Source organism: Mycobacterium sp. DBP42 (genome assembly GCF_005924235.1).
Lineage (GTDB): Bacteria > Actinomycetota > Actinomycetes > Mycobacteriales > Mycobacteriaceae > Mycobacterium > Mycobacterium syngnathidarum.
In genome coordinates, this window is sequence record NZ_VCMY01000006.1 from 20,458 (window position 1) to 39,370 (window position 18,913).

Consider the following 18,913-nt stretch of genomic DNA (forward strand, 5'->3'; position numbering starts at 1 on the left):
GATCAGAATACCGGGAGGCCAGAGGATCGCCAAAACGGCCTGTGAACACGACTCCAGGTTGTCCACAGCTGACGGTGCTCTGATCAAGTGTGTCGCCGCAACTCGATAGGCTGGCGCCCACGGCGGTGACTGCGGGGGACGGCCGCGCCATTCTGTGGGGATCTGATGGGGATTGGGAGGTCCGATGTCGGCTCGACGGCTGGACGGTCCCGCTCTGCGCGCCTGGGCCCACACTGCCGTCGATGATCTGATCGCCCACACCGACGAGATCAACCGGCTCAACGTCTTCCCGGTGGCCGATGCAGACACCGGGACAAACATGCTGTTCACGATGCGTTCGGCGTGGGCGCACGTCGACGCCGAACCGGTCGACGGGGACATCCCGGCCCTGGCCAGCGCGCTGGCGGCCGGGGCGTTGCAGGGGGCTCGCGGTAACTCCGGGGTGATCTTGTCGCAGATCCTGCTCGGCCTGGCCGAGGCGATCACCACCGGGGCGGCTCAGCGTGACGGTGATCTCTCCGTTGTGGACGCCGCGCTGCTGGCCGCGGCGCTGCGCCATGCCGCTGCCCTGGCCGGTGCGTCGATGGGCGAGCCGGTGCCGGGCACCATCGTGTCGGTGCTGGAGGCCGCGGCCGGGGCAGCCGAGCGATGCGCGGCCGAAGGTGGTGACGTCGCCGATGCGGCGGCGGCAGCAGGCGATGCCGCGGCGGCTGCGCTGGACCGCACCCCGGAGCAGCTCGACGTGCTGGCCAAGGCCGGCGTGGTCGATTCGGGCGGGCGCGGCCTGCTGGTCCTGCTCGACGCCATGACGGCCACGCTGGCGGGGCATGCGCCCACCCGGCCCGTCTACACACCGGCACCGCAGACTCCACTGGCCGCGACGGATCTTGCCGGCGCAGAGGCCCCACCCCAGTTCGAGGTCATGTACCTGCTGACGGGCTGCGGTGCGCCGGCCGTCGAGGGATTACGGGCCGCGCTCGAACAGATGGGTGAGTCCGTGGCGATCGCTGCGTCGGGCAGCGACCAGTACTCGGTGCACGTTCACCTCGACGATGCCGGGGCCGCGGTTGAGGCCGGGCTCGCGGTCGGGACGCTGAACCGTATCCAGATCACCGCCCTGACGGTGGGCCCGGGCCCCAGGTCGGCCGGGGGCTGGGTCCGCGAGCGGGCCGTGCTGGCCGTCGTCGACGGGGACGGCGGCGTGGAATTGTTCGCCGGCGAGGGCGCACACGTGCTGCGGCCCGAGGCGGACGAGCCCGTCAGCGCCCAGCAGTTGTTGCGTGCCCTGATCGATGTGGGGGCAGCCCAGGTCATGGTGCTGCCCAACGGCTATGTGGCCGCCGAGGAGTTGGTGGCCGGCTGCACGGCGGCGATCGGGCGGGGTATCGACGTCGTGCCGGTGCCGGCCGGGTCGATGGTGCAGGGGCTGGCGGCGCTGGCGGTGCACGACGGGAGTAGACAAGCCGTCGACGACGGGTACACCATGGCGCGGGCGGCCGCCGGCGCGCGGCACGGCACGGTCAGGCTCGCCAGCGAAGAGGCGTTGACGTGGGCGGGTGCCTGCAAGCCGGGCGACGGGCTGGGCATCGCCGGCGACGAGGTACTGATCGTGGGGCCCGACATCACCACGGCTGCCGCCGGGTTGATCGATCTGCTGATGGTGGCCGGCGGAGAGCTGATCACGGTGCTGACCGGCGACGGTGTGGACGGCGCCGTGGGAGAGGCTCTGCAGGCCCACGTGCATCGCGAGCACCTCGGCGCAGAGCTGGTCACCTATCACACGGGCCACCGCGGCGACGCCCTGCTGATCGGGGTGGAGTAGTGGTCAGTCTCAGCGAGCGCCTCGAGTTCGTGATCGGAAAGAAGAACGCGGACAAGCTGAATGCGAATTTCGGCCTTCGCACGGTCAACGACCTGCTGCGGCACTACCCGCGCAAGTACAGCGACGGCATGACGGTGCGTGAGGAGGGTGAGGCCCTCGATCTGGAGGAGGGCGAGCACGTCACGTTCATCGACGTGGTGACCAAAGCCGAGATCGGCGAGATGCGCTCGACCGTTCGAACCAAATCCGGTGGGACCAGACGGGCCAAGTATCTGCGGGTGGCACTGGGAGATCACCGGCCCGCGGTGACGGCCACGTTCTTCAATGCGGGCTGGATGGTGGACAAGGTGGAGAAGGGCACCCGCCTGATGCTCTCCGGTGAGGTCAAATACTTCCGCAACACCCTGCAGTTGAACCACCCGGCATTCCTGGTGCTCAATCCGCCACCAGGAAAGCAGATCGGCACCAAGTCGCTGACCACCATCGCGTCGGCGTCAGGAGCCAGCGGTGAGGACATGCTGGCCGAGTTCGAGCGTGACTTCTTCCCGATCTACCCGGCGTCGGCGAAGGTGCAGAGTTGGGACATCTACGCGTGTGTGCGGCAGACGCTCGACATGCTCGATCCCATTCCCGATCCTCTTCCGGAAGACTTTGTCCGCCAACACAACCTGATATCCGAGGATGAGGCGTTGCGGGCGATCCACCTGGCGGAGAACTCGACCCAGCGTGACCGGGCCCGGGAGCGGCTGACCTTCGATGAGGCCATCGGCCTGCAGTGGGGATTGGTGGGCCGGCGCTACAGCGAACTGAGCGAATCCGGCCCTGCTGCACCGCCGCTGGATCACGGGCTGGCCGCTGCCATGCGCAGCCGGATGCCTTTCGAGCTGACTGCCGGGCAATCCGAAGTGCTGGAGGTGATCTCGGGCGAGCTGGCGTCGACGCGGCCGATGAACCGGATGCTGCAGGGCGAGGTGGGTTCGGGTAAGACCATCGTGTCGGTGTTGGCGATGTTGCAGATGGTCGACGCGGGCTATCAGTGCGCTTTACTGGCGCCCACCGAAGTGCTTGCGGCCCAACATGCGCGCTCGATCCGTGACGTGCTTGGGCCGCTGGCGATGGCGGGGGAACTCGGCGGTGCCGAGACGGCAACCGGGGTCGCTCTGCTCACCGGGTCGATGACCGCACCGCAGAAGCGTGCGGTGCGTGCCCAGGTGGCGTCCGGGCAGGCCGGCATCGTCGTCGGTACGCACGCATTGCTGCAGGAGGCGGTCGAGTTCCACAACTTGGGCATGGCGGTCGTCGACGAACAGCATCGCTTCGGGGTTGAACAGCGGGACACGTTGCGCGCCAAGGCGCGTGATGGTCTGACTCCGCATCTTTTGGTGATGACGGCCACACCGATTCCGCGCACGGTGGCGCTCACGGTGTACGGCGACCTGGAGACCTCGACGTTGCGCGAGCTGCCGCGTGGCCGTCAACCCATCACCACCAACACCATTTTCATCTCTCAGAAGCCGGCCTGGCTGGACCGGGCCTGGGCCAGGATCCGTGAGGAGGTGGGCGCCGGCCGGCAGGCCTATGTGGTGGCATCGCGCATCGACGAATCGGACAAGCCCGCCGACAAGAACGACAATCGCGGCGGCCCACCGCCCATCACCGTGGTCGACCTGTTCGACCGGTTGAGTGCGGGCCCGCTCTCGGGGTTGCGGCTCGGGCTCATGCACGGCCGGTTGTCCGGTGACGAGAAGGATGCGGTGATGGGCCTGTTCCGGGCCGGCGAGATCGATGTTCTGGTGTGTACCACCGTCATCGAGGTCGGTGTCGACGTGCCCAACGCGACCATGATGGTGGTGATGGACGCCGACCGTTTCGGCATCAGCCAGCTGCATCAGTTGCGCGGCCGGATCGGCCGCGGTCAGCATCCCAGCCTGTGCCTGCTGGCCACCAGGCTCCCGGAAACCTCCAAGGCCGGTGAGCGGATCAAGGCCGTGGCCGCGACACTGGACGGTTTCGCCCTGGCGGATCTCGACCTCGACGAGCGTCGCGAGGGAGATGTGTTGGGCCTCAACCAGTCCGGGCGCACCATCAACCTGCGCTTCCTGTCCCTACGCGATCATCTCGAAGTGATCCAGGAGGCCCGGGCATTCTGCGAGCGACGGTACGAGCAGAGCCCGCACGATCCCGGAATGGATCTGCTGGCAGCGCAATTCGTGAACACCGACCGCGTCGAGTACCTGGACAAGGCATGACCGGCTCGCGGGTGTGGTGGCTGGTGGCGGCCGTCGCACTCGCGGTGGTGGTCGCCGTCCAGGTGACCACTTCGACGCACGACGCCGCGCGATTCGCGGCTCAGGCGCAGCCACCCACCGTGGCGCCCGGCGTCGACCTGCTGGCCGGTGTGCCCCAGATTCCGGTTCGCGTCCGCGGCAACGACTATCGTCGCGCGGCGTTCGGCGAGTCCTGGGACGACGACAACAGCGCGCCCGGCGGGCACAACGGCTGCGACACCCGCAACGACATCCTCAACCGGGACCTCGTCGACAAGACGTCCGTCGCGATCAAGCGTTGCCCGGCCGCCGTGGCGACGGGCACTCTGCATGATCCCTACACGAACGCGGTGGTGTCGTTCGTCCGCGGCAATCAGACCGGTGCCTCGGTACAGATCGACCACATCGTGCCGTTGGCCTTGGCATGGGACCTCGGGGCCCGTGACTGGCCCGACGACCTGCGGTTGCGGTTCGCCAACGACCCGGCCAATCTCCTGGCCGTCGCGGGTAAAGCCAATCAGGACAAGGGCGATCAGGAACCCGCCCATTGGATGCCGCCGAACCGGGCGTTCTGGTGCCAATACGCGGTGCAGTTCGTCGAGGTACTGCGCGGGTACGCGCTGCCGGTCGACACGGCGTCGGCTGTGGTGCTGCGTGACGCCGCGGGTACCTGCCCCATGGGCTGAGAGACCTCGGCGCTCGCCCGTCATCCTCGTGGGTTCGTCACGAGGGCACGGACCCCGGCAAGGTGCTGAAGCGCGAACTTCGGGAACCATTCTGGTCAGCCCGATCGGCTGAGTGACACCGGTTTGGGGTGTTACCCCGTGAAGGTCGCCGGGTCCGGCCGGAACCGGGTGCCGTCATCGAGGCCGCTCAGGCTGTCCATCTGCGCGGCGCTCAGCTCGAAGCCGAACACGTCGAGGTTGGACGCGATCCGCTCCGGGTTGGTCGACCGGGAGATCACGATGTTGCCCAGCTGGATGCTCCAGCGGATCAGCACCTGCGCCGGGGTTTTGCCGTGCGCCTCGGCGATGGCCGTGACCGCCGGGTTGTCGAGCAGATTGCCGACGCCGAGCGGGCTGTAGGCCTGTGTGACGACGTTGTACCGGGCGTTCGCGGCCCGCCAGTCACTCTGGTTCAGCAACGGGTGCAGCTCGATCTGATTGACCGCGGGCGCCGTGAACGTCAGGTCGACGATCGTCGAGAGGTTCTCCGGGCTGAAATTGGACACCCCGGTGGAGCGGGCCAGCCCCTCCTGCTTGAGCGCCATCAGCCCACCCCAGCTGTCGACGTACTTGCCGACGTCGTTGCCGGGCCAATGGATCAGATACAGGTCGACGTAGTCCAGGCCCAGCCGCTCCAGGCTGGCCCGTCCGGCGTTTTGTGAGGACTGGAAGCCGTGGTCGGTGATGGCCAGTTTGGTGGTGACCGAGATGTCTTCGCGGGGAATGCCCGAGGCCGCGATGGCGCGCCCGACGCCGGCTTCGTTGTCATAGGCAGCTGCCGTGTCGATCAACCGGTGGCCCGCCTCCAGTGCCGCGGACACCACGCGCTCTGCCTCAGAATCCGAGAGGCCGCCGACGCCGAGGCCGACCACGGGGATCGTGCGGTCGTCGTTGAGCGTGACGGTGGGAATCGCAGCCCCGTCCGAGGAGGTCATGTCACCTATCCTGTGAAGTTGAAGGTTCGCGGATCGGGACCCAGGCGGGTGTCTGTCTTCAACGTGGCGATGGCCGCCATGTCCGTTTCGTCCAGATCGAAATCGAACACGTCGAAATTGCTGACAATCCGCTCGGGGTTTACCGACTTGGGGATGACGATATTACCCAGATGGATATGCCACCTAATCAGTACCTGTGCGGCGGTTTTACCATGCCGTTCGGAGATCCCGGTGATCACCGGATCGGTCAGCAGCGAGCCCTGGCCGAGCGGGCTCCAGGCCTCGGTGGCGATGCCCAGTCTGGCGTGCACCTCACGAAGTTCTTGTTGCGGTAGCAGTGGGTGCAATTCGACCTGATTGACTGCGGGCACGATGCCGGTCGAGTCGATGAGGACCTCGAGGTGTTCGGGTTCGAAGTTGCTCACTCCGATCGACCGGACCCGGCCCTGATCGTGCAGGTGCGCGAACGCCTTGAACGTGTCGACAAATGCGTTGTTGGCCGGCATCGGCCAGTGGATCAGATAGAGGTCGAGGTAGTCGACACCGAGCCGGTCCAGGCTGGCGTCGAACGCAGCCAGCGTGGACTCATATCCCTGGTCGCTGTTCCACAGCTTGGTCACCAGGAACACTTCGTCGCGGGGGACCCCGGAGTCGACCAGGCCGCGGCCGGTCTCGGCCTCGTTGCGGTAGGCGGCCGCGGTGTCGATGTGCCGATAGCCTGCCTGCAGAGCCGCGCTCACTGCACGTTCGGTTTCTTCGGCGGGGGTCTGCCAAACCCCCAATCCGACTTGCGGTATCGAATTACCGTCGTTGAGCGTGACACGAGGACTCACAGAGGGAGCAGCCATGACTGAAAGTCTGCCAGGCGGACCAGTCGGAGGCAGACGTGACGGTCATGGCCGGGATGCGGTCAAACAGGTGGTGCTGGAACGGGCGACCGGGTTCACCTTGGCGGCGATTCCGCGGATCCCGGATCGGCTCAAGAGACTGTTGCTGGGTGGGCGTTCGGTCACGGTCGACGGCAACACCCTGGACACGACGCTGCAGTTCACCCTGGCCGCCCAACATGCGGCCGGAGTCGGCGGATTGGTTGCCGATTACAGCCCGGAATCCGGTGTCGCCGTCTCTCGCGCGGCGTTGGCGGTGACGGCGGGCATGATGAAGGCCCGGATCCGTGCGGACGTGACCGATATTTCCATTCCGGGGCCGGCTGGGCCGATGTCGGCGCGACGGTACGTCCCCGACGGCAGCGGGTCCCCGGCGCTCCCGGCGCTGCTGTTGTACTTCCACGGCGGTGGCTTCGTGATCGGTGATCTCGACACCCACGACAGTCTGTGCCGGCTGATCTGCCGGGACGGCGGAATCCAGGTGATCTCCGTCGACTATCGGCTCGCGCCCGAGCACAAGGCGCCCGCTGCCGTCGACGACGCCTACGCGGCGTACCAATGGGCACTCGACCATGCTGCCGGCCTGGGGGCCACCCGCATCGTCGTCGGGGGAGACAGTGCCGGGGGCAACCTGGCAGCCGTGGTGGCTCAGCAGGCCCGCGACTCCGAACTGCCGTTGCCCGCATTGCAGCTGCTGCTCTATCCGGTCACCGACCTGTCGAGCGACACGCGATCCAAGACATTGTTCGCCGACGGCTATTTCCTGGGTAAGCGCGACATGGACTGGTTTGCCGGGCATTACCTCGACGGCGCTGAGGTGTCGGCGCAGGATCCGCTGGTTTCGCCGCTGCTCAGCGAGGATCTGTCCGGCTTGCCTCCGGCACTGGTAGTCACCGCGGGATTCGATCCGTTGCGGGACGAGGGCAACCGATATGCCAGGGCGCTGCGCGAGGCCGGGGTGGTGGTCGACCTTCGCGAGGAGCGATCCATGATCCACGCGTTCGCCAACTTCTTTCCGCTGGGTGGCGGCAGCGCCACCGCCACGGGCGCGATGATCTCTGCGCTGCGCGCACATCTCAGCCACGCCGAAAGTTGACCGGTCGGCGCCGGTACGCTGGTCGACGTGGCCAAACCGAAGAAGACCGCGAAGTACGACCTCAAGGCGGCTGACCGCAAGCGCAACCGGTGGGTTCAGATCGGACTGACAGCCGTGGTGGTGCTGTTTGCCGTCGGCCTGGTGCTCTACATCGTGACCACCGGCCACAAGCGGCCGGCCGCGGGGGAAGCCCGGGCCGTGCACGTGGCCGCGCCCAACGTGATCACCAAGGAGGGCACCACCGAGCCCAAGGTCACGCTGAGCCTCTTCGAGGATTTCCTGTGCCCGGCCTGCGGCAATCTGGAGCAGCAGTTCGGCCCGACCATCAACAAGCTCATCGACACCGGCGCGGTCGCCGTCGACTACCACATGGTGGCGATCCTGGACAGGGCCGGCAACGGTTACTCGTCGCGGGCCGGCGGCGCCGCGTACTGCATCGCCGACGAGTCCGTCGAAGCATTCCGCCGTTTCCATTCCGCTCTCTTCACGCCCGGTATCCAGCCGGAGGAGGGCGGTGGGGTCTATCCCGACAACGCCCGGATCATAGAACTCGCCCGCCAGGCCGGTGCCGCAGGTGAGGTACCCGATTGCATCACCAAGGGCCGGTACGTCGAGATGGTGCAGGGCATGGCGGCCGCCACCGGAATCCGCTCGACCCCGACCGTCCGGTTCAACGGCGAGGACTACGACCCGAGCACCCCTGACGCGCTGATCGCGAAGGTCAAGGAAGTCGTCGGTGACCTACCTGCGCTGAAGGGCCCGGCCCCCGGCCCCGCCGCACCCGCTGCGCCTGCCCCTGGGGCTCCGGCCGCACCGGCAGCTCCCGCTCCCGCGCCTGCCGCCCCATGACTGACACTGCCGCTGAGCTCGATGAGCTCGGGACCGAGGAGTCCCGGGGCGTAGCGGTGGGCAGGGCCAGTGCCATCTGGGTGCTCATCGCAGGTGTCCTCGGCCTGGCCGCGGCGCTGGCACTCACGGTCGAGAAGATCGAGCTGCTGATCGATCCGGCTTACGTCCCGACCTGCAGCATCAACCCGGTGATCTCCTGCGGGTCGGTGATGACCACCCCGCAAGCATCGGTCTTCGGATTCCCGAATTCGCTGATCGGGGTGGTCGCGTTCACGCTCACCCTGGTCACCGGCGTGCTGGCGGTGGCGGGTGTCCGGCTGCCGCGCTGGTACTGGGCCGGGTTTGCCACCGGAACCCTGCTCGGTGCCGTCTTGGTGCACTGGCTGATCTTCCAGAGCCTTTACCGCATCGGCGCCCTGTGCCCGTACTGCATGGTGGTGTGGTCGGTGACCATCCCGCTGCTGGTGGTCACGAGCTCCATCGCGCTGCGGCCGCTGCACACCAATGCGGTCGCCCGGGCGGTCTATCAGTGGCGCTGGTCGCTCGTGGCATTCTGGTTCACCTCACTTGTGCTGTTGATCTTGGTGCGTTTCTGGGAATACTGGTCAACGCTGCTGTAACACTTCCGAAATAACTTGTCGGTTAGGTCTACCCGTGATTTCCAAACTGCTAGTCGCCAATCGTGGCGAGATTGCGATCCGCGCGTTCCGTGCTGCTTATGAGATGGGTATCGCGACGGTGGCGGTGTATCCGTATGAGGATCGCAATTCGCTGCACCGGTTGAAGGCCGATGAGTCGTATCAGATCGGTGAGATCGGTCATCCGGTACGGGCATACCTGTCGGTGGAAGAGATCATCAGGGTGGCCAAGCATTCCGGTGCGGATGCGGTCTATCCGGGATACGGGTTCTTGTCGGAGAACCCGGAACTGGCCTCGGCGTGTGCGGAGGCGGGCATCACGTTTGTGGGGCCTTCGGCGCAGGTCTTGGAATTGACCGGCAACAAGGCACGGGCGATCGCGGCGGCGAAGGCCGCGGGACTGCCGGTGCTCGCGTCTTCGGCGCCGTCGTCGTCGGTGGACGAATTGGTCGCCGCGGCACGGGATATGACGTTCCCGCTGTTCGTCAAGGCGGTGTCCGGTGGTGGTGGGCGCGGTATGCGCCGCGTCACCGACCCCGAGGCGCTGCCCGAGGCGGTGGAGGCGGCCTCGCGGGAGGCGGAGTCGGCCTTCGGTGATCCCGCGGTGTATCTGGAGCAGGCCGTCATCAACCCGCGCCACATCGAGGTGCAGATCCTCGCCGATACGCAGGGCAACGTGATGCACCTGTTCGAGCGGGATTGCAGCGTGCAGCGGCGGCATCAGAAGGTGATCGAGCTGGCGCCGGCACCGAATCTGGATCCTGGTTTGCGCGAACAGATTTGCGCGGATGCGGTGGCTCTGGCCCGACAGATCGGCTACAGCTGCGCGGGCACCATCGAGTTCCTGCTCGACGAGCGCGGCCATCACGTGTTCATCGAGTGCAATCCACGTATCCAGGTGGAGCACACGGTGACCGAGGAGATCACCGACGTGGACCTGGTGGGCTCGCAGTTGCGCATCGCGGCCGGGGAGAGCCTGGCCGATCTGGGCTTGAGCCAGGACTCGTTGGTGATCCGCGGGGCCGCGATGCAGTGTCGGATCACGACCGAGGATCCGGCCAACGGGTTCCGGCCGGATACCGGGCGGATTACCGCCTACCGGTCGCCCGGCGGTGCGGGTATCCGCTTGGACGGTGGCTCGAACCTGGGTGCCGAGATCTCGGCGCATTTCGATTCGATGCTGGTCAAGCTGACCTGCCGCGGGCGGGACTTCTCCACCGCGGTCTCGCGTGCCCGGCGGGCGCTGGCCGAGTTCCGGATTCGCGGGGTTTCGACGAACATCCCGTTTTTGCAGGCGGTGATCGACGATCCGGATTTCCGTGCCGGACGGATCACCACTTCGTTCATCGACGATCGCCCGCAGTTGCTGACCGCGCACACCCCGGCCGACCGCGGCACCAAGATCTTGAACTACCTGGCTGATGTCACGGTGAACAAGCCCAACGGCGAGCGGCCGACGGGGGTGTACCCGCAGGACAAGCTGCCTGCGCTGGACCTGTCGACGGTGCCTGCGGCGGGCTCCAAGCAGCGCCTGGTCGAGTTGGGGCCCGAAGGGTTCGCGCGTTGGATGCGTGATTCCAAGGCGGTCGGCGTTACCGATACGACGTTCCGCGATGCCCATCAGTCACTGCTGGCCACGCGGCTGCGGTCCACCGGGCTGCTGAAGGTGGCACCGTATGTGTCGCGGATGATGCCGCAGTTGCTGTCCATCGAATGCTGGGGTGGGGCGACTTACGATGTGGCGCTTCGGTTCTTGAAGGAAGACCCGTGGGAGCGCCTGGCTGCGCTGCGTGAGGCCATACCCAACATCTGTCTGCAGATGCTGTTGCGGGGCCGCAACACGGTGGGCTACACGCCCTATCCGGAACTGGTGACCCAGGCGTTCGTGGAAGAAGCAGCGGCCACCGGCATTGACATCTTCCGGATCTTCGACGCGCTGAACAATGTCGAATCCATGCGTCCGGCGATCGACGCGGTGCGCGAAACCGGCACGGCGATCGCCGAAGTCGCGATGTCCTACACCGGAGACCTGTCGGACCCGGCGGAGAATCTGTACACGCTGGACTACTACCTCAAGTTGGCCGAGCAGATCGTCGACGCGGGCGCGCATGTGCTCGCGATCAAGGACATGGCCGGGTTGTTGCGCCCGCAGTCGGCACATCTGTTGGTGAGCGCGTTGCGGTCTCGCTTCGATCTGCCGGTACACGTGCATACCCATGACACCCCGGGTGGGCAGTTGGCCACGTATCTGGCGGCCTGGCAGGCCGGTGCGTCTGCGGTCGACGGTGCGGCGGCGCCGCTGGCCGGCACTACCAGTCAGCCGGCGTTGTCCTCGATCGTGGCCGCGGCCGCCCATACCGAGTACGACACCGGGTTGTCGCTGGGCGCGGTGTGCGATCTGGAGCCGTACTGGGAGGCGCTGCGAAAGGTGTACGCGCCGTTCGAGTCCGGCCTTCCTTCTCCGACGGGACGGGTCTACACCCACGAGATCCCCGGTGGGCAGTTGAGCAATCTGCGCCAGCAGGCCATCGCGCTGGGGTTCGGGGACCGGTTCGAGGACATCGAGGCCAATTACGCTGCGGCCGACCGGATGTTGGGTCGGTTGGTGAAGGTGACGCCGTCGAGCAAGGTGGTCGGGGATCTGGCACTGGCGCTGCTGGGCGCCGGTGTGAGCGCGCAGGAGTTTGCCGCCGACCCGGCCCGCTACGACATCCCCGACAGCGTGATCGGTTTCCTGCGTGGCGAACTCGGTGACCCACCGGGCGGATGGCCGGAGCCGTTGCGGACCAAGGCTCTCGAAGGGCGGGGTCCGGCCAGGCCGATCCAGGAACTCTCGGTCGAGGACGAAGCGTTGTTGGCTGCGCCCGGTCCCAAGCGTCAGGCGGCGTTGAACCGGTTGTTGTTCCCGGGGCCGACCAAGGAGTTCGAGGCGCACCGCGAGGAGTACGGGGACACCTCTGGCCTGAGCGCCAACCAGTTCTTCTACGGTCTGCGTTACGGCGACGAGCATCGGGTCGAGCTTGAGCGCGGTGTGCAGCTGCTGATCGGTCTGGAAGCGATCTCGGATGCCGATGAACGCGGTATGCGCACGGTGATGTGCATCCTCAACGGGCAACTTCGTCCGATCACCGTGCGCGACCGCAGCATCGCCAGCGAGGTCCCGGCCGCCGAGAAGGCCGACCGCAACAACCCGGATCATGTCGCGGCCCCGTTCGCCGGTGTGGTCACCGTCGGCGTCGCCGCCGGTGACACGGTGGAGGCCGGCGCGACCATTGCCACCATCGAGGCGATGAAGATGGAAGCCGCGATCACCGCGCCCAGGGCCGGCACTGTCGAACGCGTCGCGGTGGCTGCCACGGCCCAGGTCGAAGGCGGTGACCTCCTGGTGGTGGTCGGTTCGGCGGGCAGGAGCGAAGCGACCGGGGGATCAATCTGACCCGCATCATCGCCGGCGCGTACGGGGGCCGTCGGATTGCGGTGCCGCGCAGCGGTACCCGACCTACTTCCGATCGGGTCAGGGAGGCCGTGTTCAATGCGTTGACGGCGCGGCTGGACTTCGCCGGATTGGCTGTGCTGGATCTGTACGCAGGTTCGGGAGCGCTTGGCCTGGAAGCGCTTTCGCGGGGCGCAACGTCGGCCACTTTTGTCGAGTCGGATGCGCGGGCGGCTACGGTCATCGCCGAGAACATCGCCGCTCTCGGCGTCCGCCACGCCACGGTACGCCGGGGCAGTGTCGACACGGTATTGGCCGGCGGTGCGACGCGGCCGGTGGATCTGGTGTTCGCCGACCCGCCGTATGACCTGGATGACGCCGCAGTCGATGCGATGCTCGCGGCGTTGGCCGGTACCGGATGGGTGGCCGCGGGCACCCTCGTGCTGGTCGAGCGACGCGCATCGAGCCGGCCGGCGAGTTGGCCGACGGGCTGGGATGAGCTGAGCACGCGGCGCTACGGCGACACCCGCGTCGAGCTCGCCGATGTGGGCTAGCGGAGCGGCTGATTCGGCGGCCTGTAGCGTCGTCACCCATGAGTGGCGCGGTATGCCCCGGTTCCTTCGATCCGGTGACCCTTGGCCATGTGGACATCTTCGAGCGCGCGGCTGCGCAGTTCGACGAAGTCGTGGTCGCGGTTCTGGTGAATCCCAACAAGAAGGGCATGTTCGATCTCGACGAGCGTATGGCGATGATCGCCGAGTCGACGGCGCACCTGCCGAATCTGAGGGTCGAGTCGGGGCAGGGCCTGGTGGTCGACTTCGTCAAGGCCCGTGGGCTGACCGCGATCGTCAAGGGCCTGCGCACCGGCACCGACTTCGAGTACGAGCTGCAGATGGCGCAGATGAACAAGCACGTGGCCGGTGTCGACACGTTCTTCGTCGCGACCACGCCGCAGTATTCGTTCGTGTCGTCGTCGTTGGCCAAGGAGGTTGCCTCCCTGGGCGGTGACGTGTCTGCGCTGCTTCCCGAGCCGGTCAACCGCCGGTTGCGGGAGAAGCTCGGGGGTTAGCTCGCGGCGGCGGGGGGTATCTGCGTTCTGGGTGGCGCTCAGCCCATGCGCCCCGACCTGAAACCCGATTCGCGGAGGTTTTCGCCGTGCCCGATACGTTCGTTGCCAAGTTCCGCGACGCCGTGATCGACCACGCCGAGCACGAAGAACACGAAGAGTTCGACAAGCTACATCGCAAGCTCGACGCCGACGATCTCGAACGGATGGTCAAGGCCGTTCAGGCCGCCGAGGCGATCGCGCCCACCCGCCCGCACCCCGGCGTGGAATCGGCTGCGCTGAATTTCGCGGTCGGACCGTTCGCCTCGATACTCGATCGGGCACGCGATCTGATCGGCGCCGCGCTGCGGTGAATTTGCCCGGACGACCGGCCGATGGCGGGATGACGCCGCTCACAGCCGGCGACGGCCGGGGCGACACACCGTTTGTGCTCCCCAGTCACAGGCGTAACACCAGGCACACTAGTCACTAACAACGACGACCTGGAGGGTTTTGCCGTGTACCGAGTTTTTGAAGCGCTCGACGAGCTCGGCGCGATCGTCGAAGAAGCGCGCGGCGTGCCGATGACCGCCGGCTGCGTGGTCCCGCGCGGGGACGTCCTCGAGTTGATCGATGACATCAAGGACGCCATCCCGGGCGAGCTCGACGACGCGCAGGACGTCCTCGATGCACGTGACTCGCTGCTGCGCGAGGCCAAGGAACACTGCGAGTCGGTGATGTCCAAGTCCAACGCGGACGCCGACGGCATGCTCAACCACGCCAGGAGTGAGGCCGACCGGCTTTTGGCCGATGCCAAGGCCCAGGCCGATCGGATGGTCGCCGAGGCGCGCCAGCACAGTGAGCGCATGGTCGGTGAGGCCCGCGAAGAGGCGGCGCGGCAGGCGGCGGTGGCGAAGCGCGAGTACGACGCCAGCACGGGCCGGGCGAAGGCCGAAGCCGACCGCCTGATCGAGAACGGCAACCTGTCCTACGAGAAGGCTGTCCAGGAGGGCATCAAGGAGCAGCAGCGCCTCGTGTCGCAGACCGAGATCGTCGCGACGGCGACCGCTGAGGCCACCCGCCTCATCGACGCGGCGCACGCCGAAGCCGACCGGTTGCGCGGGGAGTGCGACATCTACGTCGACAGCAAACTGGCGGAGTTCGAGGAGTTCCTCAACGGCACGTTGCGCTCCGTTGGCCGCGGACGTCACCAGCTGCGCACGACCGCGGGTACACACGATTACGCCACCCGCTGACGGCGGGCGGTGTCGGCGCGCTACTGCGTCGTGGCGCGCTCTGCCGCCGCCGTAGGATCGGAAGCATGGCGACGCACGCGAGATCGGCCGGTCGGGAGGGGCCCGATAAGCGCAGTAACCCCCGATCGCCCTTGGTGATCGATGTTTCCCGCCTGGGTCGGCGACCGGGTTCGTTCTTGGCTCACCAGGAAACGGTGCCCAGCCCGGTGCGGATCGGCGCCGAGCTGGTCGCCATCGAGAAGGGCGCGCCGCTGCAGCTCGATCTGCAGCTTCAGTCGGTTTCGGAGGGTGTGCTGGTCAGCGGAACCGTCTCGGCCCCCACCGTCGGCGAGTGCGCGCGTTGCCTGCAAGAGCTGACCGGCGATGTCGAGATCGACCTGACCGAGCTGTACGCCTACCCCGACAGCACCACTGACGAGACGACCGAGGCTGACGAGCTCGGTCGGGTGGGCGGCTCCGGGCAGGCCGACACGGTCGATCTGGAACAGCCGATCATCGACGCCGTCGGATTGGCATTGCCGTTCTCCCCGCTGTGTCGTCCGGATTGTCCGGGCCTGTGCCCCGATTGCGGTGTCGCGCTGGCCAGCGCCGAGCCGGGACATCACCACGACAAGATCGACCCTCGCTGGGCCAAGCTGGCCGCGATGTTGCCCGACGAAGAACGGCCCAGGGGCGACGAGTGACCGACCCGCACGCGGATTTGCTGGAGGCACTCGGCGTCGACCTCCCGGCCGAACTACTCACCATCGCGTTGACCCATCGCAGCTATTCCTACGAGAACGGTGGCCTGCCGACCAACGAGCGGCTGGAGTTCCTCGGCGACGCGGTGCTCGGATTGACGATCACCGAGGAGCTCTATCACCGCCACCCCGAGCGCTCGGAGGGGGATCTGGCGAAGCTTCGCGCCAGCATCGTCAACACCCAGGCGCTGGCCGATGTGGGCCGCGGGCTGACCGACGGCGGCCTCGGCACTCACCTGTTTCTGGGCAAGGGCGAGGAGAACTCCGGTGGTGCCGACAAGTCCAGCATCCTCGCCGATGGGGTCGAATCCCTGCTCGGCGCAATCTACTTGCAACACGGTCTGAGGACTTCGCGTGAGGTGATCCTGCGGTTGTTCGGTGAGCTGCTCGATACGGCGCCGACGCTGGGCGCCGGACTGGATTGGAAGAGCAGCTTGCAGGAGCTGACCGCCTCCCGCGGCCTCGGGGCTCCCAGCTATGTGGTGACCTCAACCGGGCCCGATCACGACAAGGAGTTCTCGGCGGTCGTGGTGGTGGCCGATGTCGAGTACGGCAGGGGCGTCGGTCGCAACAAGAAAGAGGCTGAACTCAAGGCGGCCGCCGCAGCCTGGAATGCACTCGACAATGCGTGAGCATCGATGCCCGAGCTACCCGAGGTAGAGGTAGTCCGCCGCGGGTTACAGGAACATGTTGCGGGCAAATCGATTTCGGCGGTGCGGGTGCATCATCCGCGCGCCATACGCCGTCATGAGGCCGGCCCCGCTGACCTGACCGCCCGGCTACTCGGTGCCCGCATCACCGGGACCGGTCGCCGCGGCAAGTATCTGTGGCTGACCCTGGGGGCCGACGACGGCGAGGAGACCGGCGCCTTGGTGGTGCACCTCGGGATGAGCGGCCAGATGCTGCTGGGGCCGATCCGTGACGATCGGCATCTGCGGATCGCCGCGATGCTCGACGACGGCACCGCCTTGAGCTTCGTCGACCAACGTACGTTCGGCGGCTGGCAGCTGGCCGAGTTGGTGACGGTCGACGGCACCGCGGTGCCGCAACCGGTGGCGCACGTCGCCCGTGATCCGCTCGACCCGCTCTTCGACCGCGACCATGTGGTTACCGTGCTGCGGCGCAAGCACTCTGAGATCAAACGTCAGCTGCTCGATCAGACCGTGGTGTCCGGTATCGGCAACATCTACGCCGACGAGGCACTGTGGCGGACCAAGGTCAACGGCGCCAGAACCGCAGCACTGCTGCCGCGTCGCCGACTGGCAGAAGTGCTCGACGCCGCGGCGGAGGTGATGACCGACGCGCTGAGTCAGGGCGGGACGTCATTCGATTCGCTGTATGTCAATGTCAACGGCGAATCCGGGTACTTCGAACGGTCGTTGGACGCCTACGGCCGCGAAGGGGAACCGTGCCGACGGTGCGGCGCGGTGATGCGCCGCGACAAGTTCATGAATCGGTCGTCGTTTTACTGTCCACGATGTCAGCCCCGCCCGAGGGGTCCGCGAGGCTGACGCCGCAGAGGTGAGCGGCGCTCATCGGATGCCGGACAGCTCCGGCGAGTCGGACATGCAGATCTTCCACGACCCGTTCTCCTTGCGCAGGTAGAACTTGGCCGCACCCCGGCTTGTCGACAGATCCACCACGGCCTTGTCACCGGTGACCGTGATCTTGCTGATCTCTGCGGTCTCGTTCGCGCCGGTGTTGTCGTGCGGAATGTCGATCGCGTCCAAACCGCCTACCTTCTCGAAAAGGTCCTGATCGGCTTGGCAGAAGTAGGGCAGGGCGTCCTTGAAGTCACCTTTGTCGGCCATCACCTGTTCGAGGAATTCTCTGACCTCCTGCTCGGCCGAACTCTCGCCGGTCGAGGAGCCCGCGCTGATGCGGCCGTTGGACTTCGAATCGCCGCCCAGCCCGAAGATGAGGACGGCCCCGACCACCACGACCACCGCGAGGACCGCACCAGCGATCGCGAGCCATTTGCCGTTGCCACCTTTGGGCGGTTGCGGAGTGGGGTAGCCGTATGGCTGCTGCGGAGCGCCGTAAGGCTGGGCTCCGTAAGGCGTTCCGTAAGGCTGCTGGGGCGCTCCATACGGTGATCCGTAGGGGTTCTGAGGTTGTTGCGGCTGCTGCGGTGCCCCGTAGGGGGATCCGTAGGGCTGCTGCGGCTGCTGTGGTGGACCGTAAGGGGATCCGTAGGGCTGCTGCGGCTGCTGAGGTGCCCCGTAGGGCGAGCCGAAAGGCTGCTCGGGATTACCGCCGGTGTTCGGATATCCCTGAGGCCCGCCCTGCTGGTACGGCTGCTGCCACGGCTCGGGAGAACCCGGTGGCGGAGTGGGCGGATTACTCGGCGGATAGGTCACAGTGCTCCTCGGCGAAAGTCGGTCAGTCGAGTCTATCGTCGCTGTCTCGTTCGCCGGCGCCCCGAATCATGAGCGTCGGGGTGAATCGGCAGCCGTCACCGCCGGAATACCCGCGTGTCGCGACGTGTAGAAATACCGCATGACCGAACTTTGGGTTGACCGCACCGGTGTGCGCAGGTATGTCGGGCGCAGTTCGCGCGGTGCAGAGGTACTGGTCGGCAGCGAGGACGTCGAGGGCGTGTTCACCCCGGGCGAGTTGATGAAAATCGCGCTGGCGGCGTGCAGCGGCATGTCCAGTGACCAGCCACTGCGCCGCCGCTTGGGCGACGACTATCCGGCGACGATCCGGGTCTCGGGCCCGGCGGACCGAGAGCAGGAGCGTTACCCGCTGCTTGAGGAGAAACTCGAGATCGACGTGTCGAACCTCTCAGAAGCCGAGGTGGCCCGGCTGCTGACGGTGGTCGAACGCGCGATCGACCAGGTGTGCACAGTCGGCCGGACCCTCAAATCGGGCACAGAGGTGAAGTTCGAGGTCGCCAGTCGATGACCGGGCCGGAACTCCCCGCGGATGGGCCCGGCGCCGAGGTGCGCCTGAGTGCCTGGGTGCACGGTCATGTGCAAGGCGTGGGGTTCCGGTGGTGGACCCGGTCACGGGCGCTGGAGCTCGGCCTGACCGGGTTTGCTTCGAATCGCCCCGACGGCCGGGTGCACGTGGTGGCCCAGGGGCCGCGCGAGAAATGTCAGCGATTGCTTGAGCTGCTGCAGAGCGGGCAGACGCCGGGGTCGGTGGATCACGTCGTCGCAGATTGGGCGGATGCCGACGCCCCGATGGCGGGGTTTCGCGAACGGTAGCCGACTCG

The 18,913-nt window shown here is 66.9% G+C and carries 18 protein-coding genes and 1 pseudogene; 16 read left to right on the forward strand and 3 right to left on the reverse strand.

Going from position 1 to position 18,913, the window contains the following annotated elements:
• Positions 1-184: 184 nt before the first annotated feature.
• Genes E0T84_RS08870 through E0T84_RS08880 form a run of 3 tightly spaced genes read left to right on the forward strand, consistent with a single transcriptional unit; the run spans position 185 to position 4,775 of the window.
• On the forward strand, positions 185-1,822 hold the full coding sequence (locus tag E0T84_RS08870; RefSeq protein WP_138744242.1) for a DAK2 domain-containing protein: 1,638 nt from the start codon (positions 185-187) through the stop codon (positions 1,820-1,822).
• A complete protein-coding gene (recG, locus tag E0T84_RS08875) occupies positions 1,822-4,071 on the forward strand; it encodes an ATP-dependent DNA helicase RecG (protein WP_138744243.1) in 2,250 nt (749 codons plus the stop codon). Before E0T84_RS08870 ends, recG begins: the two co-directional genes overlap by 1 nt.
• Positions 4,068-4,775, forward strand: coding sequence for an HNH endonuclease family protein (locus tag E0T84_RS08880; RefSeq protein ID WP_138744244.1), 708 nt, complete (start codon positions 4,068-4,070; stop codon positions 4,773-4,775). The genes recG and E0T84_RS08880 overlap by 4 nt, the downstream gene beginning before the upstream one ends.
• Before the next feature lie 131 nt (positions 4,776-4,906).
• On the opposite strand, the gene E0T84_RS08885 is transcribed toward E0T84_RS08880, so the two are convergent.
• Both E0T84_RS08885 and E0T84_RS08890 read right to left on the reverse strand, forming a co-directional pair.
• The gene (locus tag E0T84_RS08885) at positions 4,907-5,749 is read right to left on the reverse strand and encodes an aldo/keto reductase (protein ID WP_138744245.1); all 843 of its coding nucleotides are present in this window, start codon (positions 5,747-5,749) and stop codon (positions 4,907-4,909) included.
• Between the two features lie 5 nt (positions 5,750-5,754).
• A complete protein-coding gene (locus tag E0T84_RS08890) occupies positions 5,755-6,582 on the reverse strand; it encodes an aldo/keto reductase (protein WP_138744338.1) in 828 nt (275 codons plus the stop codon).
• A 13-nt stretch (positions 6,583-6,595) separates the two neighbouring features.
• Here E0T84_RS08890 and E0T84_RS08895 point away from each other — a divergent pair, with 13 nt between their 5' ends.
• The 11 genes and pseudogenes from E0T84_RS08895 to mutM all read left to right on the forward strand — a co-directional run bounded on the left by E0T84_RS08895 (position 6,596) and on the right by mutM (position 17,204).
• Positions 6,596-7,732 carry an alpha/beta hydrolase gene (locus E0T84_RS08895; protein ID WP_171054957.1) on the forward strand — a complete coding sequence of 379 codons (1,137 nt, stop codon included), beginning with the start codon at positions 6,596-6,598 and terminating at the stop codon, positions 7,730-7,732.
• A 27-nt stretch (positions 7,733-7,759) separates the two neighbouring features.
• Positions 7,760-8,581: a DsbA family protein gene (locus E0T84_RS08900; protein WP_138744246.1), complete on the forward strand. Its 822-nt coding sequence runs from the start codon at positions 7,760-7,762 to the stop codon at positions 8,579-8,581.
• Positions 8,578-9,201, forward strand: coding sequence for a vitamin K epoxide reductase family protein (locus tag E0T84_RS08905; RefSeq protein WP_138744247.1), 624 nt, complete (start codon positions 8,578-8,580; stop codon positions 9,199-9,201). The genes E0T84_RS08900 and E0T84_RS08905 overlap by 4 nt, the downstream gene beginning before the upstream one ends.
• A 34-nt stretch (positions 9,202-9,235) precedes the next feature.
• Positions 9,236-12,655 carry a pyruvate carboxylase gene (locus tag E0T84_RS08910; protein WP_138744248.1) on the forward strand — a complete coding sequence of 1,140 codons (3,420 nt, stop codon included), beginning with the start codon at positions 9,236-9,238 and terminating at the stop codon, positions 12,653-12,655.
• On the forward strand, positions 12,652-13,206 hold the full coding sequence (rsmD, locus tag E0T84_RS08915) for a 16S rRNA (guanine(966)-N(2))-methyltransferase RsmD (RefSeq protein WP_171054965.1): 555 nt from the start codon (positions 12,652-12,654) through the stop codon (positions 13,204-13,206). The genes E0T84_RS08910 and rsmD overlap by 4 nt, the downstream gene beginning before the upstream one ends.
• Positions 13,207-13,244: 38 nt before the next feature.
• Complete coding sequence (coaD, locus tag E0T84_RS08920) at positions 13,245-13,721, forward strand: pantetheine-phosphate adenylyltransferase (protein ID WP_070187871.1); 477 nt, start codon at positions 13,245-13,247, stop codon at positions 13,719-13,721.
• Between the two features lie 101 nt (positions 13,722-13,822).
• A pseudogene (locus tag E0T84_RS08925) lies at positions 13,823-14,071 on the forward strand (hemerythrin domain-containing protein); the annotation flags it as partial.
• A gap of 144 nt (positions 14,072-14,215) precedes the next feature.
• Entirely contained in the window at positions 14,216-14,953 is a 738-nt protein-coding gene (sepIVA, locus tag E0T84_RS08930) for a cell division protein SepIVA (RefSeq protein ID WP_070187873.1), read from the forward strand.
• Positions 14,954-15,018: 65 nt separating this feature from the next.
• On the forward strand, positions 15,019-15,636 hold the full coding sequence (locus tag E0T84_RS08935; RefSeq protein ID WP_070187874.1) for a DUF177 domain-containing protein: 618 nt from the start codon (positions 15,019-15,021) through the stop codon (positions 15,634-15,636).
• Positions 15,633-16,325 carry a ribonuclease III gene (gene rnc, locus E0T84_RS08940; RefSeq protein ID WP_070947144.1) on the forward strand — a complete coding sequence of 231 codons (693 nt, stop codon included), beginning with the start codon at positions 15,633-15,635 and terminating at the stop codon, positions 16,323-16,325. Before E0T84_RS08935 ends, rnc begins: the two co-directional genes overlap by 4 nt.
• Positions 16,326-16,331: 6 nt before the next feature.
• On the forward strand, positions 16,332-17,204 hold the full coding sequence (mutM, locus tag E0T84_RS08945) for a bifunctional DNA-formamidopyrimidine glycosylase/DNA-(apurinic or apyrimidinic site) lyase (protein ID WP_070947143.1): 873 nt from the start codon (positions 16,332-16,334) through the stop codon (positions 17,202-17,204).
• Between the two features lie 21 nt (positions 17,205-17,225).
• Here mutM and E0T84_RS08950 read toward each other — a convergent pair whose 3' ends face one another.
• On the reverse strand, positions 17,226-18,053 hold the full coding sequence (locus E0T84_RS08950) for a DUF4878 domain-containing protein (protein WP_070187877.1): 828 nt from the start codon (positions 18,051-18,053) through the stop codon (positions 17,226-17,228).
• A 139-nt stretch (positions 18,054-18,192) separates the two neighbouring features.
• Here E0T84_RS08950 and E0T84_RS08955 point away from each other — a divergent pair, with 139 nt between their 5' ends.
• Both E0T84_RS08955 and E0T84_RS08960 read left to right on the forward strand, forming a co-directional pair.
• A complete protein-coding gene (locus E0T84_RS08955; protein WP_070187878.1) occupies positions 18,193-18,600 on the forward strand; it encodes an OsmC family protein in 408 nt (135 codons plus the stop codon).
• Positions 18,597-18,905 carry an acylphosphatase gene (locus E0T84_RS08960; RefSeq protein WP_070187879.1) on the forward strand — a complete coding sequence of 103 codons (309 nt, stop codon included), beginning with the start codon at positions 18,597-18,599 and terminating at the stop codon, positions 18,903-18,905. The genes E0T84_RS08955 and E0T84_RS08960 overlap by 4 nt, the downstream gene beginning before the upstream one ends.
• The last annotated feature ends 8 nt before the right edge of the window (positions 18,906-18,913 follow it).

Coding starts and splice junctions, on each gene's coding strand:
- E0T84_RS08870 (WP_138744242.1), top strand. CDS start 185: ATGTCGGCTCGACGGCTGGACGGTCCCGCTCTGCGCGCCTGGGCCCAC.
- E0T84_RS08880 (WP_138744244.1), top strand. CDS start 4,068: ATGACCGGCTCGCGGGTGTGGTGGCTGGTGGCGGCCGTCGCACTCGCG.
- E0T84_RS08885 (WP_138744245.1), bottom strand. CDS start 5,749: ATGACCTCCTCGGACGGGGCTGCGATTCCCACCGTCACGCTCAACGAC.
- E0T84_RS08895 (WP_171054957.1), top strand. CDS start 6,596: ATGACTGAAAGTCTGCCAGGCGGACCAGTCGGAGGCAGACGTGACGGT.
- E0T84_RS08905 (WP_138744247.1), top strand. CDS start 8,578: ATGACTGACACTGCCGCTGAGCTCGATGAGCTCGGGACCGAGGAGTCC.
- coaD (WP_070187871.1), top strand. CDS start 13,245: ATGAGTGGCGCGGTATGCCCCGGTTCCTTCGATCCGGTGACCCTTGGC.
- E0T84_RS08935 (WP_070187874.1), top strand. CDS start 15,019: ATGGCGACGCACGCGAGATCGGCCGGTCGGGAGGGGCCCGATAAGCGC.
- mutM (WP_070947143.1), top strand. CDS start 16,332: ATGCCCGAGCTACCCGAGGTAGAGGTAGTCCGCCGCGGGTTACAGGAA.
- E0T84_RS08955 (WP_070187878.1), top strand. CDS start 18,193: ATGACCGAACTTTGGGTTGACCGCACCGGTGTGCGCAGGTATGTCGGG.
- E0T84_RS08960 (WP_070187879.1), top strand. CDS start 18,597: ATGACCGGGCCGGAACTCCCCGCGGATGGGCCCGGCGCCGAGGTGCGC.